The sequence below is a fragment of the Pseudomonas lurida genome, assembly GCF_013522705.1.
Classification (GTDB): domain Bacteria; phylum Pseudomonadota; class Gammaproteobacteria; order Pseudomonadales; family Pseudomonadaceae; genus Aquipseudomonas; species Aquipseudomonas quebecensis.
In genome coordinates, this window is the sequence record NZ_JAAMRE010000009.1 from 1 (window position 1) to 21,401 (window position 21,401).

Annotated in this window: 16 protein-coding genes and 1 pseudogene; 7 read left to right on the forward strand and 10 right to left on the reverse strand. The window is 60.7% G+C overall.

All coding sequences use genetic code 11. The features are described from left to right. Positions 1-113: 113 nt before the first annotated feature. The 6 genes and pseudogenes from G7025_RS26760 to treP form a co-directional block, all read right to left on the reverse strand. Positions 114-233 (reverse strand): annotated as a pseudogene (locus tag G7025_RS26760) (PTS transporter subunit EIIB); the annotation flags it as partial. Positions 234-402: 169 nt separating this feature from the next. Further along, positions 403-681 carry a PTS transporter subunit EIIB gene (locus G7025_RS09975; protein WP_181078624.1) on the reverse strand — a complete coding sequence of 93 codons (279 nt, stop codon included), beginning with the start codon at positions 679-681 and terminating at the stop codon, positions 403-405. A 2-nt stretch (positions 682-683) separates the two neighbouring features. Continuing rightward, positions 684-3,209, reverse strand: a complete 2,526-nt coding sequence (gene ptsP, locus G7025_RS09980; RefSeq protein ID WP_181078626.1) for a phosphoenolpyruvate--protein phosphotransferase — start codon at positions 3,207-3,209, stop codon at positions 684-686. 62 nt (positions 3,210-3,271) lie between these two features. Next, positions 3,272-4,492, reverse strand: a complete 1,221-nt coding sequence (locus G7025_RS09985) for a maltoporin (protein ID WP_181078628.1) — start codon at positions 4,490-4,492, stop codon at positions 3,272-3,274. A gap of 67 nt (positions 4,493-4,559) precedes the next feature. Then, the gene (gene treC, locus G7025_RS09990; protein WP_181078630.1) at positions 4,560-6,206 is read right to left on the reverse strand and encodes an alpha,alpha-phosphotrehalase; all 1,647 of its coding nucleotides are present in this window, start codon (positions 6,204-6,206) and stop codon (positions 4,560-4,562) included. Positions 6,207-6,262: 56 nt separating this feature from the next. Next, positions 6,263-7,705: a PTS system trehalose-specific EIIBC component gene (gene treP, locus G7025_RS09995; RefSeq protein WP_181078632.1), complete on the reverse strand. Its 1,443-nt coding sequence runs from the start codon at positions 7,703-7,705 to the stop codon at positions 6,263-6,265. A gap of 252 nt (positions 7,706-7,957) precedes the next feature. On the opposite strand from treP, the gene treR reads away from it, so the two are divergent. From treR to G7025_RS26770, 3 genes are all read left to right on the forward strand, one after another. Next, positions 7,958-8,662 (forward strand): trehalose operon repressor, encoded by a 705-nt coding sequence (treR, locus tag G7025_RS10000; protein WP_181078634.1) that lies wholly within the window; start codon positions 7,958-7,960, stop codon positions 8,660-8,662. A gap of 329 nt (positions 8,663-8,991) precedes the next feature. Further along, positions 8,992-9,540: a hypothetical protein gene (locus tag G7025_RS26765; protein WP_258197667.1), complete on the forward strand. Its 549-nt coding sequence runs from the start codon at positions 8,992-8,994 to the stop codon at positions 9,538-9,540. 226 nt (positions 9,541-9,766) lie between these two features. Next, the gene (locus G7025_RS26770) at positions 9,767-11,107 is read left to right on the forward strand and encodes a TerD family protein (protein WP_258197668.1); all 1,341 of its coding nucleotides are present in this window, start codon (positions 9,767-9,769) and stop codon (positions 11,105-11,107) included. Between the two features lie 165 nt (positions 11,108-11,272). On the opposite strand, the gene guaA is transcribed toward G7025_RS26770, so the two are convergent. The 4 genes from guaA to G7025_RS10025 form a co-directional block, all read right to left on the reverse strand. Continuing rightward, entirely contained in the window at positions 11,273-12,850 is a 1,578-nt protein-coding gene (gene guaA, locus G7025_RS10010) for a glutamine-hydrolyzing GMP synthase (RefSeq protein ID WP_181078636.1), read from the reverse strand. A gap of 126 nt (positions 12,851-12,976) precedes the next feature. Next, a complete protein-coding gene (gene guaB, locus G7025_RS10015; RefSeq protein ID WP_003209646.1) occupies positions 12,977-14,446 on the reverse strand; it encodes an IMP dehydrogenase in 1,470 nt (489 codons plus the stop codon). A gap of 104 nt (positions 14,447-14,550) precedes the next feature. Then, entirely contained in the window at positions 14,551-15,099 is a 549-nt protein-coding gene (locus G7025_RS10020) for a hypothetical protein (RefSeq protein WP_034100393.1), read from the reverse strand. 137 nt (positions 15,100-15,236) lie between these two features. Continuing rightward, positions 15,237-16,004 carry a sulfite exporter TauE/SafE family protein gene (locus G7025_RS10025; RefSeq protein WP_181078638.1) on the reverse strand — a complete coding sequence of 256 codons (768 nt, stop codon included), beginning with the start codon at positions 16,002-16,004 and terminating at the stop codon, positions 15,237-15,239. Positions 16,005-16,103: 99 nt separating this feature from the next. On the opposite strand from G7025_RS10025, the gene G7025_RS10030 reads away from it, so the two are divergent. The 4 genes from G7025_RS10030 (at position 16,104) to leuA (ending at position 21,231) form a co-directional block, all read left to right on the forward strand. Further along, positions 16,104-16,994, forward strand: a complete 891-nt coding sequence (locus G7025_RS10030; protein ID WP_181078640.1) for a LysR family transcriptional regulator — start codon at positions 16,104-16,106, stop codon at positions 16,992-16,994. 30 nt (positions 16,995-17,024) lie between these two features. Next, the gene (gene xseA, locus G7025_RS10035; protein WP_181078642.1) at positions 17,025-18,404 is read left to right on the forward strand and encodes an exodeoxyribonuclease VII large subunit; all 1,380 of its coding nucleotides are present in this window, start codon (positions 17,025-17,027) and stop codon (positions 18,402-18,404) included. A 3-nt stretch (positions 18,405-18,407) separates the two neighbouring features. Next, positions 18,408-19,229: a peptidoglycan DD-metalloendopeptidase family protein gene (locus G7025_RS10040; RefSeq protein ID WP_181078644.1), complete on the forward strand. Its 822-nt coding sequence runs from the start codon at positions 18,408-18,410 to the stop codon at positions 19,227-19,229. Between the two features lie 322 nt (positions 19,230-19,551). After that, on the forward strand, positions 19,552-21,231 hold the full coding sequence (gene leuA / locus G7025_RS10045; RefSeq protein ID WP_181078646.1) for a 2-isopropylmalate synthase: 1,680 nt from the start codon (positions 19,552-19,554) through the stop codon (positions 21,229-21,231). Positions 21,232-21,401: the final 170 nt, after the last annotated feature.

A 21,401-nucleotide genomic window follows, 5' to 3' on the forward strand; every position in this document is an offset into this window, starting at 1 on the left:
CTCTGCGTCACGACGTTAAGAGCGGACGCAGAGCGCCCAGAGCGGCGTTCCCACGCGGAGTGGGAACGATCATCGAGGGCAAGCCCTCTCCCACATTGTGATCTCTCCTTGGATCAGAGGCCGGTGATCAGGTGGACCACTCCTCCCGCCAACACCATCACACCCTGCACACCCGTCGCTTTCAATGCCGCCTCATCCAACCGGCCCGCATCCTGCAAGTGCACCCTCACCCGCTGTTGCGATTCTGATCGTTCCCCACGCTCCGCGTGGGAATGCATCCGGTGACGCTCTGCGTCACGACTTTAAGAGCGGACGCATAGCGTCCAGAGCGGCGTTCCCACGCGGAGCGTGGGAACGATCATCGAGGGCAAGCCCTCTCCCACATTGTGATCTCTCCTTGGATCAGAGGCCGGTGATCAGGTGTACCACTCCTCCCGCCAACACCATCACACCCTGCACACCCGTCGCTTTCAATGCCGCCTCATCCAACCGGCCCGCATCCTGCAAGTGCACCCTCACCCGCGTCAGCGCCACACGCTGTTGCGATTTGAGGTTATTCGCACCGCCCAACGCACTCAGCACATCGGCCGACAAGAGCCCCAGCGTCGGTGTCGCCACCGTTTCGGCGACCAGATCCGGGGTCAGGGCTTTCCAGAACGCCCGCTGCAATTTCTCGAACATGTTCAGTGCTCCATGACAGGTGAGGTTTCAACGGCGGTTGCCTGATACAGGCGCAGCGCCTCGCGCACCTGACTGGCACCCTCCAGGCCCAGCACGTGGGTTGCAAGGGTTTGGCAGCCATGCAGATCAAGGTCGCGCACCGCGGCCTTGATGGTGGGAATCAGCGGCACACTGACCGACAGCTCATCCACCCCCAGCCCGACCAGCACCGGCACCGCCAACGCTTCGGAGGCCAGGGCGCCGCACACGCCGACCCACTTGCCATGGGCGTGGGCGGCCTTCACCGTGGTAGCGATCAGGCGCAGCACCGCCGGGTGAAAACTGTCGGCCTGGCCGGCCAGGCGCGGATGATCGCGGTCCATGGCCAGGGTGTATTGGGTCAAGTCATTGGTGCCGATGGAGAAAAAGTCCACGTAGGGCGCGAACACGTCGGCCATCAGGGCGGCAGATGGCACCTCGACCATGATCCCCAGTTTCGGCAGTTCTTCAAGCCCGAGGGCCAGCGCTTCCTCCTCAAGGATTTGGCGGGCCAGGTGCAACTCCGACAGCAGGCTGACCATCGGCAACATGATGTGCAGGCGTGCGAAACCGGCGCAGGCGAGGATCGCGCGCATCTGTTCGCGCAGCAGCTGCGGACGTTCCAGGCACAGGCGAATGCCGCGCAAACCCAGAAAGGGGTTGGCCTCGGCCGCCATTGGCACGTAGGCCAACGGTTTGTCGCCACCGACATCCAGAGTTCGCACGACCAGGTTGCGCTCGCTGCCCAGAGCGCGCGCGATGGCCGTGTAGGTGCCGGCTTGCTCCTGCGGGCTGGGCGCACGGTTACGGTCCAGGTAGAGAAATTCCGAGCGCAGCAACCCCACGCCGTCGCCGCCCAAGGTCAGGGCCTGCTCGACTTCCTGCAACGAGGCGACGTTGGCCGTGACTTCAAAGTGATGGCCGTCTCGGGTAATGCTGGGTAGCGCAGCCTGTGCCATTTCACGCTCGCGCCGTTGAATCTGCCGTTGGCGCGCCGCTTCCAGTTGTTCGATGTCGGCCAGGTTCGGCTGCAGATGCAACTCACCTTTGTCTGCGTCGAGCAAAACCTGTTGGCCATCGGGCAGCGCCAGTACCCGCGCAGGCACGCCGCAGATCGCCGGCAGGCCAAGGGCACGCGCCAGGATCGCAACGTGGCTGGTGGCGCCACCGCCGACGGTGACGAAGCCGAGCACCTTATGGGTGTCGAGGCTGGCGGTCTGCGAGGGGGTCAGTTGTTCGGCGATCAGAATCGCGCGTTCCGGCAGCTCCCAGGCGCGATCCTGGATACCGAGGATCAGTTTGAGCACCCGCTGGCCGACATCGGCCAGGTCGGCTGCACGCTCGGCCAGCAGGGCATTGCCCAGGCCCAGGAACAACTCGGCGGTGGCGAGCGTGGCGCGCTTCCAGGCGAATGCGGCACTCTTGCCTTCGGCCAGTAGCCCGTAGGCTTGCTCCAGCAGGGTCGGGTCTTCAAGCAGTTCCTGATGGGCCCGGAAAATTTCCGCCTCCGCAGCGTTGGCGGCCTTGGCTTGCAGCGTTTGCAAGGCCTCGGTGGCCGCCCGCAGGCCTTGTTCCAACATCGCGCGTTCGGCCACTTGACCGGTGCCGTGTTCAACAATGTCCAGCTCCGGCTCGGCCACTTGCACCACTTGGCCGAACGCCGAGCCCGGCGACGCGCAGACGCCCTGCAGCACGCCGGCTGACGATAAGGATGCGACCGGCTCAATCCCAGCGGCCACAGTGGCAACCTGTTCTCCACAGCCTTCAGCCAACAGCGCCACCAATGCCTGGATCGCCGCCGCGGCCTCTTCACCTGCCGCGCTCACCTGCAGCGTATCGCCCTGCACCGTCTGCAACGCCATGATCGCCACCAGCGACTTGGCATTTGCGCTCTGGGTCTGCTTGTGCAGATAAATACTCGCATTGAAGCCTTTAGCCGCCTGGGCCAACACCGCCGCCGGGCGCGCATGCAGGCCGTTGGCGTTGGGCAGCGTCAATGGCTTGGAAAACAACGCATTGCCCTGCGCGTCGATTGCGGCCTCAGCTGTGTCGACAGGCGATACCTGCATCAGCGGCTGGCCCGCCTCCACCAGCCCGCTCGCCAGCAGGCTGAACGGCTCGCCACTGACCACCAGCATCAGGGTCAGCAAACTGCGGGCGTGGAGCGCCACGTAGTCGGCATCGAACTCGATCAACGGCTGCCCCGCCTCCACCCGCTGCCCCTCCTCAACCAGGCGGGTGAAGCCTTTGCCTGCCAGGTTCACGGTGTCCAGGCCAATATGCATCAGCACCTGCACGCCGCTGTCGGCGGTGATGCTGACCGCATGCCCGCTGTCCTGGATAGTGCTGATTACGCCGGCCAGCGGCGCGCACAGAGTCTGCGAGGTGGGATCAATGCACAGGCCGTCGCCGATCATGCGGCTGGCGAACACCGGGTCCGGCACCTCGTCCAGTGACAGCAGGACACCCGCTAAGGGCGCCAGCAGTTCCAGGGGTTCAATTGCGGTCATGACTTCACCTGCTTTTTGTTCTGTAAAAATCATTGGGTGGATGCACATCCCACGGATGGCGGTTATTTCCACCAGTATTCGACTTGCACGCCCACATTCGACCCATGCCGCGCGGTGCCGTAGGAACCGGTGTCGGACAACGCCGAGCCCGCCGCCAGTTCATTCGCGGCGCGTTTGGCCGCTTCGTTCCAGGTCGCATAGGTGTAGTACACACGCACTTCCGGCCGCGCCCAGAAATCCGGGCCTTTGGGCGACCACGTGGGCGCGAAGGTAAATTTGCTCAGCTTGCGCGTACCGCCGCTGGCGTCGACCTGATCATGACCAAGCTCGGTAACCAGTTTGAATTGTTCACTGATGGCATACGCCGGGCGCACGCCAAGGGACATCCAGGTCTGGTCCTGGCTGCCGGGGCGAATGTCCTTCTGGTACACCGCTTCGATCTGCCCACCAAAGCGCGGCGTTACCTGCCAATCGAAGAACTCCACGGCGCGATAACTTTTGCTGCTGTCATCCAGGAAAGTGTTGCCGGTGTAGCCCAGGCCGGTGCCGGGGCCTTCGCCGTACTGCAAGGCGAATTTGTTCTTGCCACCGAGGAAAGGCGTTTGCACATGCTGCGCGGTGAGTGCCCAGCCGCTGTGGGTGTCACGCCCGCCGGCCTTCTCGATGTAGCTCAAGCCCAGCTCCAGCTCGCCACCAGGGTTGGTCTTGAAGCCCGCAACGTTGAAGTCGTGACGGGTGGCATATTCCTTCTGGTAGAGATTGTCTTTGCGCGAAATGGCGTAGCTGTACTTGAGGTCGCCGATCCGCACGTCCTCGATGCCGCCGCCAGTGGCACTCTGGTTCCAGTAGTAGAAGTCGGAGATATGGATGTCATTACGCTTGTAGTAACGGCGACCGGCCCACAGCGAACCACCGTTGAGGCTGGGCAGGTTGGACCACTGCGCATACATCTGCGGCATGCGCGCGGTGCCGTTGTTTTCGCCCTGGAATTTCAGCTCACGGTCGTACTTGTTATAGAGCGAGGCCATGGCATCGACGCTGAGCACCGAGCCGTCATCGAAGGTCAGCAGGTCCTGGCGCAATTCCAGCTCGGCGTATTGCTCGCATTCGTTACCCAGCCGGTATTTGGTCTGCGCCCCCGGCAATTGGAAACACTGCTGGGGACCGCTGCCGGTGGATGTGCCGGCACCACTGCGCAGGTAACCGGCAAATTCCAGAGCCTGGGCACCCAACGGCAGGCTCAGGCAAGACGCGACGACGCCCAGCTTTATTGTGGTTTTCATGAACGCTCCTTCTATTTTTATTGTTGTATTGCTTCTGTTGCACAACGCGGTTCGCTGGCGGGGAGTTTCAGTCGATCAGGTGCAGCACAAACGATTCGTAGGGGCGCAACGCAACCGTTGCGGTACGTGGCGGGCAGTCGGGGTAGTTACTGATCAGCAGGCGTTGCTTGCCCGCCGCGTGGAGCACGTCGTCGGGCAATTGGATTTCGCAGGGCCAGCCATAGAAGTTGTTCAGCACCAGCAGGCGCTCGCCCTGGCCCTCACGCAGATACGCCCAGACCTGACGGTGGTCCGCCAGCAGCTGGCGATAAACGCCGTGCTGGATCAGCGGTTCGCTACGGCGCAAGGCGATCAGTGCTCGATAGTGATGCAGCACGGAATCCGGATCTTGCCGCTGGTATTCGACGTTGATCTGCGCGGCATTGGCCGGCAGCCCGATCCACGGTTCGCCAGTGCTGAAACCGGCATTGGGTTGTGAATTCCACTGCATCGGCGTGCGCCCGTTATCGCGGGATTTCTGCATGATCGCCGCCATGCTCGACGCTTCGTCCTCTCCCGCATCCCGCTTGAGACGGAAGATGTTGAGTGTCTCTACATCGCGGTACTGCTCGATTCGGTCGAAGCCCGGATTGGTCATGCCCAACTCTTCGCCCTGGTACACAAACGGCGTGCCCTGCAAAAAATGCAGCGCCGTGGCGAGCATCTTGGCCGAAACCTCGCGGTACTCACCGTCGTTGCCAAACCGGGAGACCACCCGCGGCTGGTCGTGGTTACACCAGAACAGCGCGTTCCAGCCGCCACCGGCCTGCATGCCTTGTTGCCAGTCGGAAAAAATCCGTTTGAGCTGCAGAAAATCGAAGTCGGCCTTCACCCACTTTTGCAGATTGGGGTAATCGACTTTCAGGTGATGGAAATTGAAGGTCATCGACAGCTCTTTCGAGTCCGGGTTGGAATAGCGGATGCAGTGCTCAAGGCTGGTGGACGACATTTCGCCGACGTTGATCAGGTCATACCCTTCGAAGACCTCGCGGTGCATTTCCTGCAGGTATGCATGCACATTCGGACCGTCGGTGTAGAAGCGTCGACCGTCACTGTTGTCTTCGGGGAAATCGGCGGGCTTGGAGATCAGGTTGATCACGTCCAGGCGAAACCCGCCGACGCCTTTGTCGCGCCAGAAGCGCATCATCTTGAACACCTCGGCGCGGACCTGAGGATTGTCCCAATTGAGGTCGGCCTGGGTGTGGTCGAACAGGTGCAGGAAGTACTGCCCGGTTTGCGCCTCGTACTCCCAGGCCGAGCCGCCGAACTTGGACTCCCAGTTGTTCGGCTGGTCACGCCAGATGTAGAAGTCGCGGTAGGGGTTGTCGAGGCTACTGCGTGCCTGCTGGAACCATTCATGCTCGATGGAGGTGTGGTTGACCACGATGTCGAGCATCAGCTTGATGCCGCGCCTGGCCGCTTCGCTGATCAACCGCTCACAGTCGGCCATGGTCCCGTAGCTGGGGTCGATGGCGTAGTAGTCGCTGATGTCGTAGCCATTGTCGCGCTGCGGCGAGCGCAGGAACGGCGTGATCCACAGGCAGTCCACGCCCAGCCATTGCAGGTAGTCGAGTTTGTCCACGATGCCCAGCAGGTCACCGGTGGCGTTACCCGCGTGGCTATGGAAGCTTTTGGGGTAGATCTGGTAGATCACCGAGTGCTGCCAAGTCTGCATGGTGGGGTTCCTTCAATTAATGGTGTGCTGGCTTTGGGGCCGCCTCGGGCGGTAGATCAGGCAACCCTGAATCCGGGCCGAACGATCTTCATGCTCAACGCACAGGTCAGCACAAACGGCACGACCATCGCGATGACCATCCCGATCACAAACATCGCAATGGATTGCGGCACGATGGAGATAAATCCAGGTAAACCACCGACGCCGATGGCCGAGGCCTGCACCTTGTTCAGCGACAGGAAAATGCTGCCCAGCGCCGAGCCCACCAGGGCCGCGTAAAACGGAAACTTGAAGCGCAGGTTCACCCCGAACATCGCCGGTTCCGTGATGCCGAAGTAGGCGGAAATCGCTGAAGTCGAAGCCATGCTTTTATCCCGCGCATTTCGGGTGGTGTAGAACACCGCCAGCGCCGCGCTGCCCTGGGCCAGGTTGGACATCACGATCATCGGCCAGATAAAGGTGCCGCCCTGTGTGGAGATCAGTTGCAGGTCCACGGCCAGGAACATGTGGTGCATGCCGGTGATCACCAGCGGGGCATACAGAAGACCGAAAATCGCGCCACCGAGCATGGGCGCCAGGTCAAACAGGGTGACCATGCCCTCAGTGATCAGGATGCCGATGTGGCGCGTGACCGGGCCGATGATCGCCAGGGCAAGCACGCCGGTGACGACGATGGTGGTGATCGGTACGACCAGCAGTTGAATTGCATTGGGCACGCGCGCGCGCAGCCACTTCTCGATCACGCTCATCACGTACGCGGCCATCAGGATCGGCAGGATCTGCCCCTGATAGCCGACTTTTTCGATCTGGAACCAACCGAAAATATCGAAGTACGGCAGGCTCTGGCCATCGAGGCCGGCGACTGCCTTGCCGTAGTTCCAGGCATTCAGCAGGTCCGGGTGCACCAGCATCAGGCCAAGCACAATGCCAAGGATTTCGCTGCCGCCAAAACGCTTGGCCGCCGACCAGCCCACCAGCGCCGGCAGGAATACGAACGAGGTGTTGGCCATCAGGTTGATCAGGCTCCACAGGCCATCCAGATTCGGGTAGGCCTCCAGCAGCGTCTTGCCCTCGATGAACATGCCCTTGGCGCCCATCAGGTTGTTGATGCCCATGAGCAGGCCGGCAATGATCAGTGCGGGCAGGATCGGCATGAACACATCGGAGAACACCCGCACCAGACGCTGCAGGGCGTTGGTCTTGTCGGCGCCCTTCTTCTTCACGTCGGCGATGGTGGCGGCGGCCAGGCCGGTGATTTCGCGCAGGGCGGCGTAGACCTTCTCGACTTCACCGGGGCCGATCACCACCTGAAACAGGCCGCCGGTAAAGAACGAGCCCTTGACCAGGTCGACCTGGTTCAACGCGCTGTTATTGACCAGGCTCGGGTCCTTGAGCGCCAGGCGCAGGCGGGTTACGCAGTGGGCAGCTTGCTCGAGGTTATCGCTGCCCCCGAGGTGCTCGAGAATCTCGCGGGCAATCGTCGAATAGTCGTGGCTCATGCTTGGTTTCCACTTTGATTTTTTTATTGGAGGGCAGTCATTGGCAGCACGCCGAAAGCAAAAGTACTCGTACAGACGAGTTAAAGCAACAACTCGTCTGTACGAGTTACAAATTGTTTTCTTTTCTGATTCAGAGGTCAGACATTTCGCTTCTTACGCGCGCGCTCAATGGACAAACCCCACCTCTGCCACTAAGGTTCCTGCCTTGAACGCGCCGTTCACCTTACTCAAGCCGCGCACAGAGCCCTCTCCATGAGCAAATACAACCAGATCTATACCGATCTGCTTGCCAGCATCACCACCGAACGCCTGCAACGCGGCACGCGCCTCCCTTCCGAAACCGAATTGATGGACAGCTACCAGGCCAGCCGCGGCACCGTGCGCCGGGCGATCGAGCAGCTTCAGGAGCGCGGGTTTGCGCAAAAGATCCATGGCAAGGGCACCTTCGTGCTATCGCCCAACCCGATCGAGTTCCAACTGGGCGGCATCGTCAGCTTCCATGAAACCCACGCCGACCTGGGCGATGACGTACATACCGAAGTGGTCGAGTTCACCCAACTCCCACTCGAAGGTGCGCTGCTGCAACACATCGAGGCCGAGCCCGGCACCCTGATCACCCGCATCAAACGCGTGCGACGCATCGGCGGCAAACGGGTGATTCTCGACATCAACCACTTCGTCGCCGACCTGATCCCGGGCCTGGACCCGACAATCGCCGAGCAGTCGATCTACGCGTTCATCGAACAGACTCTGCAGCTGCAGATCAGCTACGCCCAACGCACCATCGAAGCGCTGCCGCGCAGCAAGGACGACCAGACGCACCTTGACCTCGACGGACAAAGCCATGTGATCGTGGTGAGCAACCAGACGTTTTTGCAGGATGGGCGGCAGTTCGAGTACACCGAGTCGCGGCATACGCTGGATAAGTTTTACTTTTCGGATATTGCGCGGCGGTGAGGGCGAGCAGCGACTAAACGGTTGATCGCTCATTCATTCTGATCGATTTATCGAGCTCAACCACATGCTCAACCATCAGATAAAAATATTACCCGCCCCCTGCGGCAATGGAGCTGGCTCCCGCGGGGTCGAGAAACGGCCCCTCTTCTTCTGGCGAAGCAGCTTGTTACCGTTGAGACACACAGCGACCCTGACAAACAGATTCAACCTTACGTAGAATCCCCCCTGTGGCTATGGAACACCTTCCTTCTAACCTCCTGTGACCTAGGGGTTTCGCTCTCCACACCGCGCCTGCTTCTTGCAGGCGTTTTTATGTCAGCTGTAGAACCATGCTGCACCTCATCCACGACGGCGGCCAAGGGAGAAAATCAAGTATGAATCAGGCGCTGTTCCTGCGTCGCCGTAGCAAAGTTTACGTCCCGATGGGCACCGGCGGAGCCACGCGCGCTCAGGTCGCGTCGGCTGTTCGTGAAGTCACGGCGTTCCGATGCGTACTGTCAGAGCCTTTGATTGAACAACTCGGTCTGTTGTCAGCGACAGAGCTCAAGTACTGGTTGCGCGAAGTTGTCGGAGTCCTTCGGCGGGAAACCGGCGCCCATGTCCACCACAGGCCTTTTTATCCTGACTTTCCAGAGCAGGTTCTGACGGCCTTAGAGGCGGAGTTATACCTCAACGCAGTCATTCACTACCTCACGCTTCGGCGTTTAGAACCGACTGATGACCCTCGGCCTGCACTGCTTGAAGGCAACTTCATATCCCGGGTTATCGAACCGGGAAGTATCTCTGAGTTCGAGTCACTCCTCGAACCGCTGATTTCATCGCGCACCTCTCTCGGAAGAGGAGACTGCCGATGTCGTCTGGTTTATCCGAAACTATAAAAGCGATGTGTTCCGTCTGCTGCCTGAGACCGTCCCGTTTCGCGAGATTCGTGCACAGGTTGGCGGTGCACTTATCCTGTATGTCGCCGGTGATGCACGAGTGGACGCATTCCTAGAGAGAAACGTCGAAACGGCGACTGACGTGCTACGACTCGCGGTCGCGCTGACGGGGGGAGACGTATCACTGACGACAGCTTCGACACGTTTCACTGCGATGAAACGATCAATGCGCCGCCTGCTGTTGCGCCTGCTCGACCACATACCCAACGCTGCAGAAGACGTGATGCGGCATGCCGAGCGGTGGAAACGCCTGGCTGAAGTACTTCATCCGGGCGACTACGCCGATAAGTACCCACGAGCGCTGGCCGCCATCACGGCAGCCCGTCGCAACGAAGCACCAGGCTCATTTGGATCACGCGTCGAAACATTGCTTGCCCAGCGTCACATCGACACGCTTATGCCCATATTGCAAAGCCGTCCTGGCGAGTTCGCACGGCGCCTGGACGTGACCCTGCGACGCTCGACGGAACCAGAATCGGTTCTTGATGCGTTCGAGGCGGTAGCAACACAAGTTTCCTCACCTGTACTGTTGCAACTGCTGGCCCAGGTACGCGCGCCGCGCCCCCTCCCCCTGCGAGCCTTCACACCAAAAGGTGCATTCGCCAAAATCTATGGCATCAAGGATCGACGCGAACCTCTCGCTCCCGACGTACTGGCTCGTGCAGCCAGAATCTGCCAGGGCGCACTCGTAACGCGTTTTGCGGCGCTACCACCACTAGGCCGCTGTTTCATCGATCCCGCATTACGCGACTACAGAGTGCCGCTGGCACAGCGTGCCGCATCGAAGTCGCTGCGCACGCTGGTGCGGGGCAGTCGCTTGCCCATGCCTGACACCCGTTTCATTCGCCTGTTCCTGTGGTGGAAGAACGGCCGTGAGCGCACGGACATCGACTTGTCCGCAGCATTTTTCGACGCCAACTTCGCCTTCAAACAAACGGTCGCGTACTACAACTTGAAGAGCTTCGGCGGCTACCACAGTGGCGACATCGTCGACGCGCCCAAAGGGGCGTCGGAGTTCATCGACCTGGACCTCAATGTCCTTGTCGAGAAGGGTGTGCGCTATATCGTCACCTCTATCAATTCATTCACCGAGCAGCCGTACTGTGATCTTCCAGAATGCTTCGCCGGTTGGATGGCGCGCATCGACGTGGCGTCGGGTGAAGTATTCGAACCGCGCTCCGTATTCGACCGTATCGACATCGCATCCAACACAGGGATCTGCTTGCCTTTCGTGATGGACTTGCAGGAACGACACATGATCTGGGCCGATCTGGGGCTCACTTCAGTTCCTCGGTGGAACAACGTCCAGAACAACCTCAGTGGCGTATCGTTGATGCTGCAAGCTTTGGTACATACACCAAGGCCGGATCTGGAGACTCTGTTCGATTTACATGTTCGAGCACGCGGAGAACGAGTGGTTTCACCGCAGCAGGCACAGCAAGTGTTTGCGCCGGATCAAGGGATAACACCGTTCGATACGGATTTGATTCGATCACAGTTTCTCTAATACCTACGCCAGCGTTTGCCGCTCATTGAAAACGACAGCGCTTGCTCAGGAGCTTTCTACCCAAAAACGAAAATGCCAGTCAGCATGGCTGACTGGCATTGATTAAAACCCTTCCTGCGCGACTTCGAATCTAGCGCTGCACTGTAATCAGTGCCGGGCGGCCTATTACTCCCACTCAATCGTCGCCGGCGGCTTGCTCGACACGTCATAAGTAACGCGCGAAATACCTTCGATCTCATTGATGATACGGCCGCTGACAGTCTCCAGCAGTTCGTACGGCAGATGCGCCCAACGAGCAGTCATGAAGTCGATGGTTTCCACCGCACGCAGGGCCACAACCCAGGCGTAACGACGGCCATCGCCGACCACGCCAACCGATTTCACCGGCTGGAACACCACGAAGGCCTGGCTGACTTTGTGGTACCAGTCGGCCTTGCGCAGTTCTTCGATGAAGATGTGATCGGCGCGACGCAGCAGGTCGGCGTATTCCTTCTTCACTTCACCGAGGATGCGCACGCCCAGGCCCGGGCCTGGGAAGGGGTGGCGGTAGACCATGTCGTATGGCAGGCCCAATTCCAGGCCCAGACGACGGACTTCGTCCTTGAACAGTTCGCGCAACGGCTCGACCAGCTTAAGGTTCATTTCCTCCGGCAGGCCACCCACGTTGTGGTGGGATTTGATCACGTGGGCCTTGCCGCTCTTGGCGCCGGCCGACTCGATCACGTCGGGGTAGATAGTGCCCTGGGCGAGGTACTTGATGTTGTCCAGTTTGCTCGACTGGGCATCAAACACGTCGATGAAGGTGCGACCGATGATCTTGCGCTTCTTCTCCGGGTCGGACTCGCCGGCCAGGTTGTTGAGGAACTGCTCCTCGGCGTTGGCGCGGATCACTTTGACACCCATGTTCTCGGCGAACATGGCCATCACTTGCTCGCCTTCGTGCAGGCGCAGCAGACCGTTGTCGACGAACACGCAGGTCAGTTGGTCGCCGATGGCCTTGTGCAGCAACGCAGCAACCACGGAGGAGTCAACGCCGCCGGACAGGCCGAGCAGCACGTTGTCGGTGCCGACCTGGGCGCGTACTTGGGCGATGGCGTCTTCAGCGATCTTCGACGGGGTCCACAGGGCTTCACACTCGCAGATGTCGAGGATGAAGCGCGACAGGATGCGCCCGCCTTGCTTGGTGTGGGTCACTTCCGGGTGGAACTGCACGCCGTAGTAACGACGCTCGTCGCTGAACATGCCGGCGATAGGGCAGCTCGGGGTGCTGGCCAGGATGTGGAAGTCTTCCGGCATCTTGGTGACTTTGTCACCGTGGCTCATCCACACGTCGAGGCCGAACAGGCCGTCGGCGTCGATGTGGTCTTCGATGCCGTCCAGCAGGCGGCTCTTGCCGACCACGTCGACACGGGCATAACCGAATTCACGCAGCTCGGAACCTTCAACCTTGCCGCCCAGTTGCTCGGCCATGGTCTGCATGCCGTAGCAGATACCGAAGACCGGCACGCCCAGGTCGAATACCGCCTGCGGGCAACGCGGGCTGTTGGCTTCGTGTACGGACTCGGGGCCGCCGGCGAGGATGACGCCTTTAGGGGCGAATTCGCGGATCGCTTCGTCGTCCATGTCGAACGGATGCAGTTCGCAATACACACCGATTTCACGCACGCGGCGGGCGATCAGTTGGGTGTACTGGGAACCGAAGTCGAGGATCAGGATGCGGTGGGCGTGAATGTCGAGGGCCATGAGAGAAACTCTGAAGAGCAGTTGCAAGCTTCAAGCTGCAAGCTGCAAGTAATCGGAAGCCGCGCGGTAGCTGTACGAATACAGCCCCGCTTGCAGCTTATAACTTGTGGCTTATAGCTGTCGGCATCAGCCGACCCGATAGTTTGGCGCTTCCTTGGTGATCTGCACGTCGTGGACATGGGATTCAGCCATGCCGGCGCCGGTGATCCGTACAAACTCTGGCTTGGTGCGCATTTCTTCGATGTCGGCGCTGCCGGTGTAGCCCATCGAGGAGCGCAGGCCACCCATCAGTTGATGGATGATGGCGCTCAGGGTGCCCTTGTACGGCACACGGCCTTCGATGCCTTCCGGTACGAGCTTCTCGGCGCCTGCCGAGGAGTCCTGGAAGTAACGGTCGGAAGAACCTTGCGCCTGGGACATGGCGCCCAGCGAACCCATGCCACGGTAAGCCTTGTACGAGCGCCCCTGGAACAGCTCGATTTCGCCCGGCGCTTCTTCAGTACCGGCGAACATCGAGCCCATCATCACGCAGGAAGCACCGGCTACGATGGCCTTGGACAGGTCACCGGAGAAACGGATGCCGCCGTCGGCGATCAACGGCACGCCGGTGCCTTCAAGGGCAGCGGCGACGTTGGCGATGGCGCTGATCTGCGGCACGCCTACACCGGCAACGATACGGGTGGTGCAGATCGAGCCAGGGCCGATACCGACCTTGACGGCGTCGGCGCCAGCTTCGGCCAGGGCCTTGGCGGCAGCGCCGGTGGCGATGTTGCCGCCGATCACCTGCACGTCAGGGAAATTCTGTTTGACCCAGCGCACGCGGTCGATCACGCCTTTGGAGTGACCGTGGGCGGTGTCCACCACGACTACGTCGACACCGGCAGCGACCAGGGCTGCAACGCGGTCGCCGGTGTCTTTACCGGTGCCGACGGCGGCGCCGACCCGCAGACGACCTTGGTCATCCTTGCTGGCCAGTGGGTAAGCCTTGGCTTTCTCGATGTCGTTGACGGTCATCATGCCTTTGAGGGCGAATTTGTCGTCGACGATCAGCACGCGCTCGATGCGGTGCTTGTGCAGCAGTTCGCGCACGTCGTTCTTGTCGGCGCCTTCCTTGACAGTCACGAGGCGCTCTTTCGGGGTCATCACTTCGCGGACGGTGACTTCAAGACGGTTCTCGAAACGCACGTCACGGGAAGTGACGATGCCGACCAGGTCGCCATCGTGCAGTACCGGAACGCCGGAGATGTTGTGCAGGCGGGTCAGGTCGAACAGGTCACGCACGGTAGCGTCGGCTTCGATGGTGATCGGATCCTTCACCACACCGGCTTCGTAACGCTTGACCTTGCGCACTTCGGCAGCCTGCTGCTCGATGGTCATGTTCTTGTGGATGATGCCGATGCCGCCTTCCTGAGCCATGGCGATGGCCAGACGGGCTTCGGTGACGGTGTCCATGGCAGCGGAAACCAGGGGAATATTCAGCTCGATGCCACGGGTTAGGCGGGTCTTGAGACTGACTTCGTTAGGAAGCACCTCGGAATAACCGGGCACTAGGAGAATGTCGTCGAATGTCAGAGCTTCTTGGCTGATACGCAGCATCGCGGGGGCTCCCGAGCGGGAAAATGGAAGCGCGCCATTATATACATGCACCCTGCCCGGCTCAATGTAAAACTCTGACAAACTTGGTAATACTGATAGATGGATTAAAGCTCGACCTTGACCCAGCTGATCTTCTGATCCAGCCAATCGGCAAACTCGTCGATAAAACTCTGCTTGAAGCCTGCTTCGGCCCAGTTATTGAAGATGAAACCCAGGTTGGAAAATCCGCATTCCTGCAGGAACAGAAACCCGTTGATGTCATCTTCATGCCCGCACAGCGGGCAAGTGAAGTTGTCGGTATGGCCGGGCATCCAGTCTTCCAGGCTCTCGAACAGCGCCTCCCCTACCTCACGACGGCATTCAGGGCAGCCGGCTTCTCCAAGAAAGCCCTTGGCGGGCGTGTAGATACAACGTTTGTAGATGATCTCCAGGCCATTGACCGGCTCGTTGAACGGCAGTGCTTCGGGGTACAGCACCACGGCACGCGCTCCATCGGCCAGGGCATAACCCATGCGGTTGCCGGTACGGCCACAGGTGGTCAGTTCTTCCTTGACGATGTTCTTGCGCACCAGCCAGCGCACAATCGCCCGGGCGCGGGGCTCGTGCACGGGCAAAGTGGAGATTTTCGGAACAAGGATGCTTTGGGAGTTCATGGGAGTCCTGCGGTGTGGCTTCTGGCCTCATCGCGGACAAGGCCGGCTCCCACAGTTGATTGCATTCCTAGGTGGGAGCCGGGCTTGCCCGCGATGACGCCCGGGAGGACGGCAGCTTAATCCCTGAAGAAATCAGGTCAAGTACTCAAATACCGACCAATCAACGCAATGCCGCTGGCCAGCACCAGCCACGTCACCAACCGCACGAACGCTTCCCGTGACAGACGCATCGTCAGTCTGCGCCCCGTCCACAACCCCAATGCCATCGCCGGTAACAAGCACACCGCCAATAGCAACAACGGTAAGTCCGCATACACCCCGGCCACCAGGAACAGGCTCAGGCGCACCACAGTGCTGCAACTGATCAACGCGCTCTGGGTGGCGCGCGCCGCGTCCTTGGGCAAACGACTGTTGAGATAGATCGCATACAAAAAACCGCCGCTGCCAAACAGCGCACCGAACAGCCCGCCGACCGTGCCCATCGGGATCGACCAGCCCGTCGCCAACTGTGTCGGGCGCGCCTTGATCGCCAGGCTGTAGAGGGCGTAAGCGCTGATAAACACCCCCATCAACAGTAAAAGCAGGTCGGAATGCAGATTGAGCAAAAACACCACGCCCAGTGTGCACCCGATGGCCATGCACGGCAGCAGGCGCAGTAACTCAGGCTTGCTCACATCGCGTCGGGTTTGCAGCAAACCGCCAAACGCCGCGACAAAGTCCAGCAGCACCAACAGCGGGATGATCTTCGACAGCGGCATGAACACAATCAGTACCGGCCCGGCTACCAGCGCCGTGCCAAAGCCGGCGATGCCGAACACGATATAGGCAACCGCCACGCCCAGGCCGATGACCAACCACTCCAAACCGCTGAACGACCACTGACTCATCAGCTCGACCGGGCCCATGGGAGATTCCTTGCAAGAGATGGCGTTCACTTTAGCCATCGACGAGCGTTGCGACTAATATCTTCAAAACCTTTCAGTCATCTCAAAAAGGCATGACGTGTGATTTCCACTCGCCAATTGCGCTACTTCGTTGAAATCGCCGACAGCGGCAGCTTCAGTGCCGCGGCCGAACGCCTGTTCGTCGCGCAGTCGGCCTTGAGCCGACAGATCAAGGCGCTCGAGACCCAACTGCAGACGCCGCTGTTCGAGCGCACGGCGCGCCAGCCAAAGCTGACGGCAGCGGGCGCGGCCTTCTATCCGCGAGCGCGCAACTTGCTGAGCGAACTGCACAAGGCCGGTGAAGTGGCGACCCAGATCGGCAACGGCCAGGTCGGCACACTGCGTCTGAGCCACTCGAGCACCGTGCCGATGAGCGGAGCGCTGCTGCGCGGCATCAGTACCTGGCTGGAACGCTGCCCTGGGGCGTCGGTGGATATCGTCAAGATGTCCTCCGAGGCGCAATTGGCAGAGATCGCCGACGGTCGCCTGGACATTGGCCTGCTGCGCTTGCCGGTGTTGCGCCAGCGCGAAGGTGTGCGCGTAGCGCCTTTATACAGCGAGCCCTTGATGCTGGCGGTGCCGGCGGGCCATGCGCTGGCGGGCTGTGATGCGCCCATTGAGCTGGCGCGGTTGCGGGATGAGGCGTTTATCTCAATCCCCCATCCGCAACGCGGTGGCCTGAGTTATCTGTCAGCCGAACTGTGCATGCGCGCAGGATTTTTCCCCAAGGCGGCTCGGGTGATGTCGCGCAAGACCACGCAGTTGCAGTTGATCCAGGCCGGGTTCGGTATTGCCCTGTTACCAAAATCCATGCAGGACATTGCCCCCGCCAACCTGCACTTTTTAACCCTGGCCGAGCCGGACAGCCTCAGCACCGTGGCTCTGGCCTGCCAGCAGGCGCCGAGCGCGCTGGTTGAGCAATTCTGCCAAACGCTGCACGAATGCCTATAAACTGCCGTCCATGATTAAAGACCTCCTGCCATGATTAAAGACCCGTTTGCCCGCCTGGGCCTGGACCGCGAAGTCCTGACAGTCAGCCAGCTCAACGGCCGCGCGCGGGTGTTGCTGGAAGATGTGTTCACCAATATCTGGGTCGAAGGTGAGATCTCCAACCTCGCCCGCCCGGCCTCCGGCCATGTGTATTTCACCCTCAAGGACAGTGGCGCCCAGGTGCGTTGCGCGTTGTTTCGCAGTAACGCCGCACGGGTACGCCAGGCATTGAAGGACGGCCTGGCGGTGAAGGTGCGTGGCAAGGTCTCGTTGTTCGAAGGCCGTGGCGACTACCAATTGATTCTCGACACCGTGGAGCCCGCCGGTGACGGCGCGCTGCGCCTGGCTTTCGACGCGCTGAAGGAAAAACTCAGCGCCGAAGGCCTGTTCAGCGCCGAGCGCAAAGTGCCGCTGCCGGCGCACCCGCAGCGCATCGGCATTATCAGCTCGCCCACCGGTGCGGTGATCCGCGACATCATCAGCGTATTCCGCCGCCGAGCGCCGCAGGTGCAACTGACGTTGATCCCCACCGCCGTGCAGGGCCGCGAAGCGATCCCGCAGATTGTGCGGGCGCTGAAGCTGGCCGATTCACGCGGCTTCGACGCACTGATCCTGGCCCGTGGTGGCGGTTCGCTGGAAGATCTCTGGTGCTTTAACGAAGAAGCCGTGGCCCGCGCGGTGGATGCCTGTGTGACACCGATTGTCAGCGCCGTCGGCCATGAGACCGATGTGTCGATCAGCGACTTCGTGGCTGACGTACGCGCGCCCACACCGTCCGCTGCCGCCGAATTGCTGGCACCGGATTCAAGCCATCTGGTACGCCAGGTCGAAAACCTGCACCGGCGCCTGGTGATGCTGATGCGCAACCGCCTGCGGCACGACCGCTTGCGTGTCGAGGGGATGGCCCGCCGCCTGCGTCACCCCGGCGAACGCCTGCGCCAGCAGGCCCAACGCCTGGACGATCTGGACATGCGCCTGCGCCGCGCTTTCGAGCGCAGCCTCAACACCCGTCGCGAGCGCTTGATACGCCTGGAAACCCGCCTCGCCGGCCAGCATCCGGGGCGCCAACTGGCCCTGTTGCGCCAGCGCCTGGACAGCCTCGCCGAACGCTTGCCGCGCGCCATGCGCGAAGGCCTCAAGGCGCGTCGCCTGCAGCTGCAAAGCCAGGTGCAGACGCTGCAGGTGGTCAGCCCGCTGGCCACCCTGGGCCGTGGTTACAGCATCCTCCTGGATGAGCGCGGCCAAGCCATTCGCAGCGCCGCGCAAACCCACACCGGCCAACGCCTCACCGCCAGGCTCGGTGACGGCCAATTGCAAGTGCGGGTGGAAGACAACCACCTGACACCCGTTACCCTTTCGCTATTGGATTGATCGATGCCACGTCTTTTTAGCCTGTTGATGCTGCTGTGCCTCGCCTTTAACGCCCACGCCGACAGTTACATCAGCCGCACCCTGAACAAGCCGGTGCCGGGGGGCGTCGCGGTGGTCGAACTGGGCCCTTCGGCGGCGGCGCCCAAAGCCACGTATCAAGGCAAGCCGGTGCTGGTGATCAAGGAACAGGACAGCTGGCTGGCGATTGTCGGCATCCCGCTGACGGTCAAGCCCGGCAACGAGCGCATCAGCAGCGGCGGACGCAGCCTGCCGTTTATCGTCGGCTATAAAAAGTACCCGGAACAGCGCATCACCTTGAAAAACAAAAGCCAGGTCAACCCTGCTCCGGCGCAGCTCAAGCGGATCGAAGCCGAGCTTGCGGTGCAGATCAAGGCTTACCGCAGCTTCAGCCCGAACCTGCCGAGCAATTTGATACTGGACAAGCCGGTCAACGGTCCATTGTCGAGTAAGTTCGGCGTGCGCCGCTTTTTCAACGGCGAGGAGCGCAACCCGCATTCGGGCCTGGACTTCGCGGTGCCCGCCGGTACGCCGATCAAGACACCGGCCAATGGCAAGGTGATCCTGGTGGGCAATTACTTCTTCAATGGCAATACGGTGTTCGTCGATCACGGCCAAGGTTTTATCAGCATGTTCTGCCACATGTCGGCGGTGGACGTGAAGGTCGGCCAGCAACTGGTGCGAGGTGCGGTGGTGGGCAAAGTCGGATCAACCGGCCGCGCGACCGGGCCTCACATGCACTGGAACGTCAGCCTGAACGACGCGCGGGTGGACCCGGCGATCTTTATCGGCGCGTTCCAGCCTTGAGGGCATCGATTGCGCGCATGATAATCGGCGCGCAATAAAAACCAGATCATTCAATTATTACAACCATAAAATCTTGTATTCATCCTCAATCGAAGAACTTCTATCAATTTTTTTCGACTGCTTGCCATCATTCACCTCGACGGTTAGGGTTGAGCCTATGAAAACCTCTCACACCCTCATCCAGCTCCGCCAGCACCGCAGCCTGTGCCTTGTCAGCGCACGACTGCCAGGCTGAATCGATCTGCCTCGTCTTGTGCTTTATCTCCAATAACAGTTCCACGGCAGGCCGCCTCTTTTCGGCCCCGACACAAAGGATTCCCCGATGAGCATGCTCAAAGACCCGTCTTCGAAATACCGCGCGTTCCCGACCATCGATCTCCCGGACCGCACCTGGCCGTCGAAAACCATCACTGCCGCGCCGATCTGGTGCAGTTCCGATCTGCGTGATGGCAACCAGTCGCTGATCGAACCGATGGATGCAGTGAAAAAGCTGCGCTTCTGGAAGACGCTGGTCGCCGTGGGCGTCAAGGAAATCGAGGCATCGTTCCCGGCCGCTTCGCAGACCGACTTCGATTTCGTGCGCACCCTGATCGAAGACAACCATATCCCCGAGGACACCACCATCCAGGTGCTGACCCAGGGCCGTGAAGACTTGATCGCGCGCACCTTCGAATCCCTGCGCGGGGCCAAGAAAGCCATCGTGCATTTGTACAACGCCACCTCGCCGTCGTTCCGCCGCATCGTGTTCAACCAGGACAAGGACGGAGTCAAGGCGATTGCGGTCAATGCCGCCAAGCTGTTCGTCAAATACGCCGCCCAGCAGCCGGAAACCCAGTGGACGTTCGAGTATTCCCCCGAGACGTTCAGCGCCACCGAATTGGAGTTTGCCAAGGAAGTCTGCGATGCCGTGATCGAGGTGTGGAACCCGACGCCGGAGCACAAGGTGATCCTCAACCTGCCGGCCACCGTGGAATGCGCCACGCCGAACATCTATGCCGACCAGATCGAGTGGTTCGGTCGCCATATCAATCGTCGCGACAGCGTGATCATCAGCCTGCACACCCACAACGACCGTGGCACCGGCGTGGCGGCTACCGAGCTGGGCCTGATGGCTGGCGCGGATCGTGTCGAAGGCTGCCTGTTCGGCAACGGCGAGCGGACCGGTAACGTCGACCTGGTCACGGTGGCCTTGAACATGTACACCCAGGGACTCGATCCGCAACTGGACTTCTCCGACATCGACGGCGTGCGCAAAGTCGTTGAGGAGTGCAATCAGATCCAGGTACATCCACGCCACCCGTACGTTGGCGATCTGGTGCACACCGCGTTCTCCGGCTCTCACCAGGACGCAATCCGCAAGGGCTTCGCCCAGCAGAAAGACGACGCCCTGTGGGAAGTGCCGTATTTGCCGATTGACCCGGCCGACATCGGCCGCAGCTACGAGGCGGTGATTCGCGTAAACAGCCAGTCGGGCAAAGGCGGCATTGCTTACCTGCTGGAGCAGGAATACGACATCAGCCTGCCGCGCCGCATGCAGATCGAGTTCAGCCAGGTGGTACAGGCCGAAACCGATCGCGTGGGCCTGGAGATGACCGCACCGCAGATCTACGCCTTGCTGCAACGTGAATACCTGCAAGCCAACACGCCGTATGCGTTGGTCAGCCATCGCCTGCAGGAAGAAAACGGCAACAGCTTTGTCGAAGTGGAAGTCTCGGGCAAAGGCCAGGGCGAAACCAACCTGCACTGGAAGGGCAAGGGCAACGGCGCACTGGAAGCCCTGGTGGCTGGTCTGCCGATTGGCGTGGAAATCATGGACTACAACGAACATGCAATCGGCGCAGGCACCAACGCCAAGGCGGCGGCCTACATCGAACTGCGTGTGAACGGCGAACGCCCGGTGCATGGCGTGGGCATCGATGAGAACATCACCACGGCCAGCTTCAAGGCGCTGTTCAGTGCGCTGAACCGCTCGTTGAGCCAGCAGGAAGCAAAAGCGGCGTAAACGATGGCCGCTGAGTGCCGAAGGCCCCTGGGTGTGAATCCAGGGGCCTTTTTATTGAGTAGCAAATTTGGGTTGATTGCCGGGGACTCATCAGGGGCAAGCCCTCTTCCACATTTTGAACGGTTCACAGCTCAACCTGTGGGAGGGGGCTTGCCCCCGATAGCGGTCCG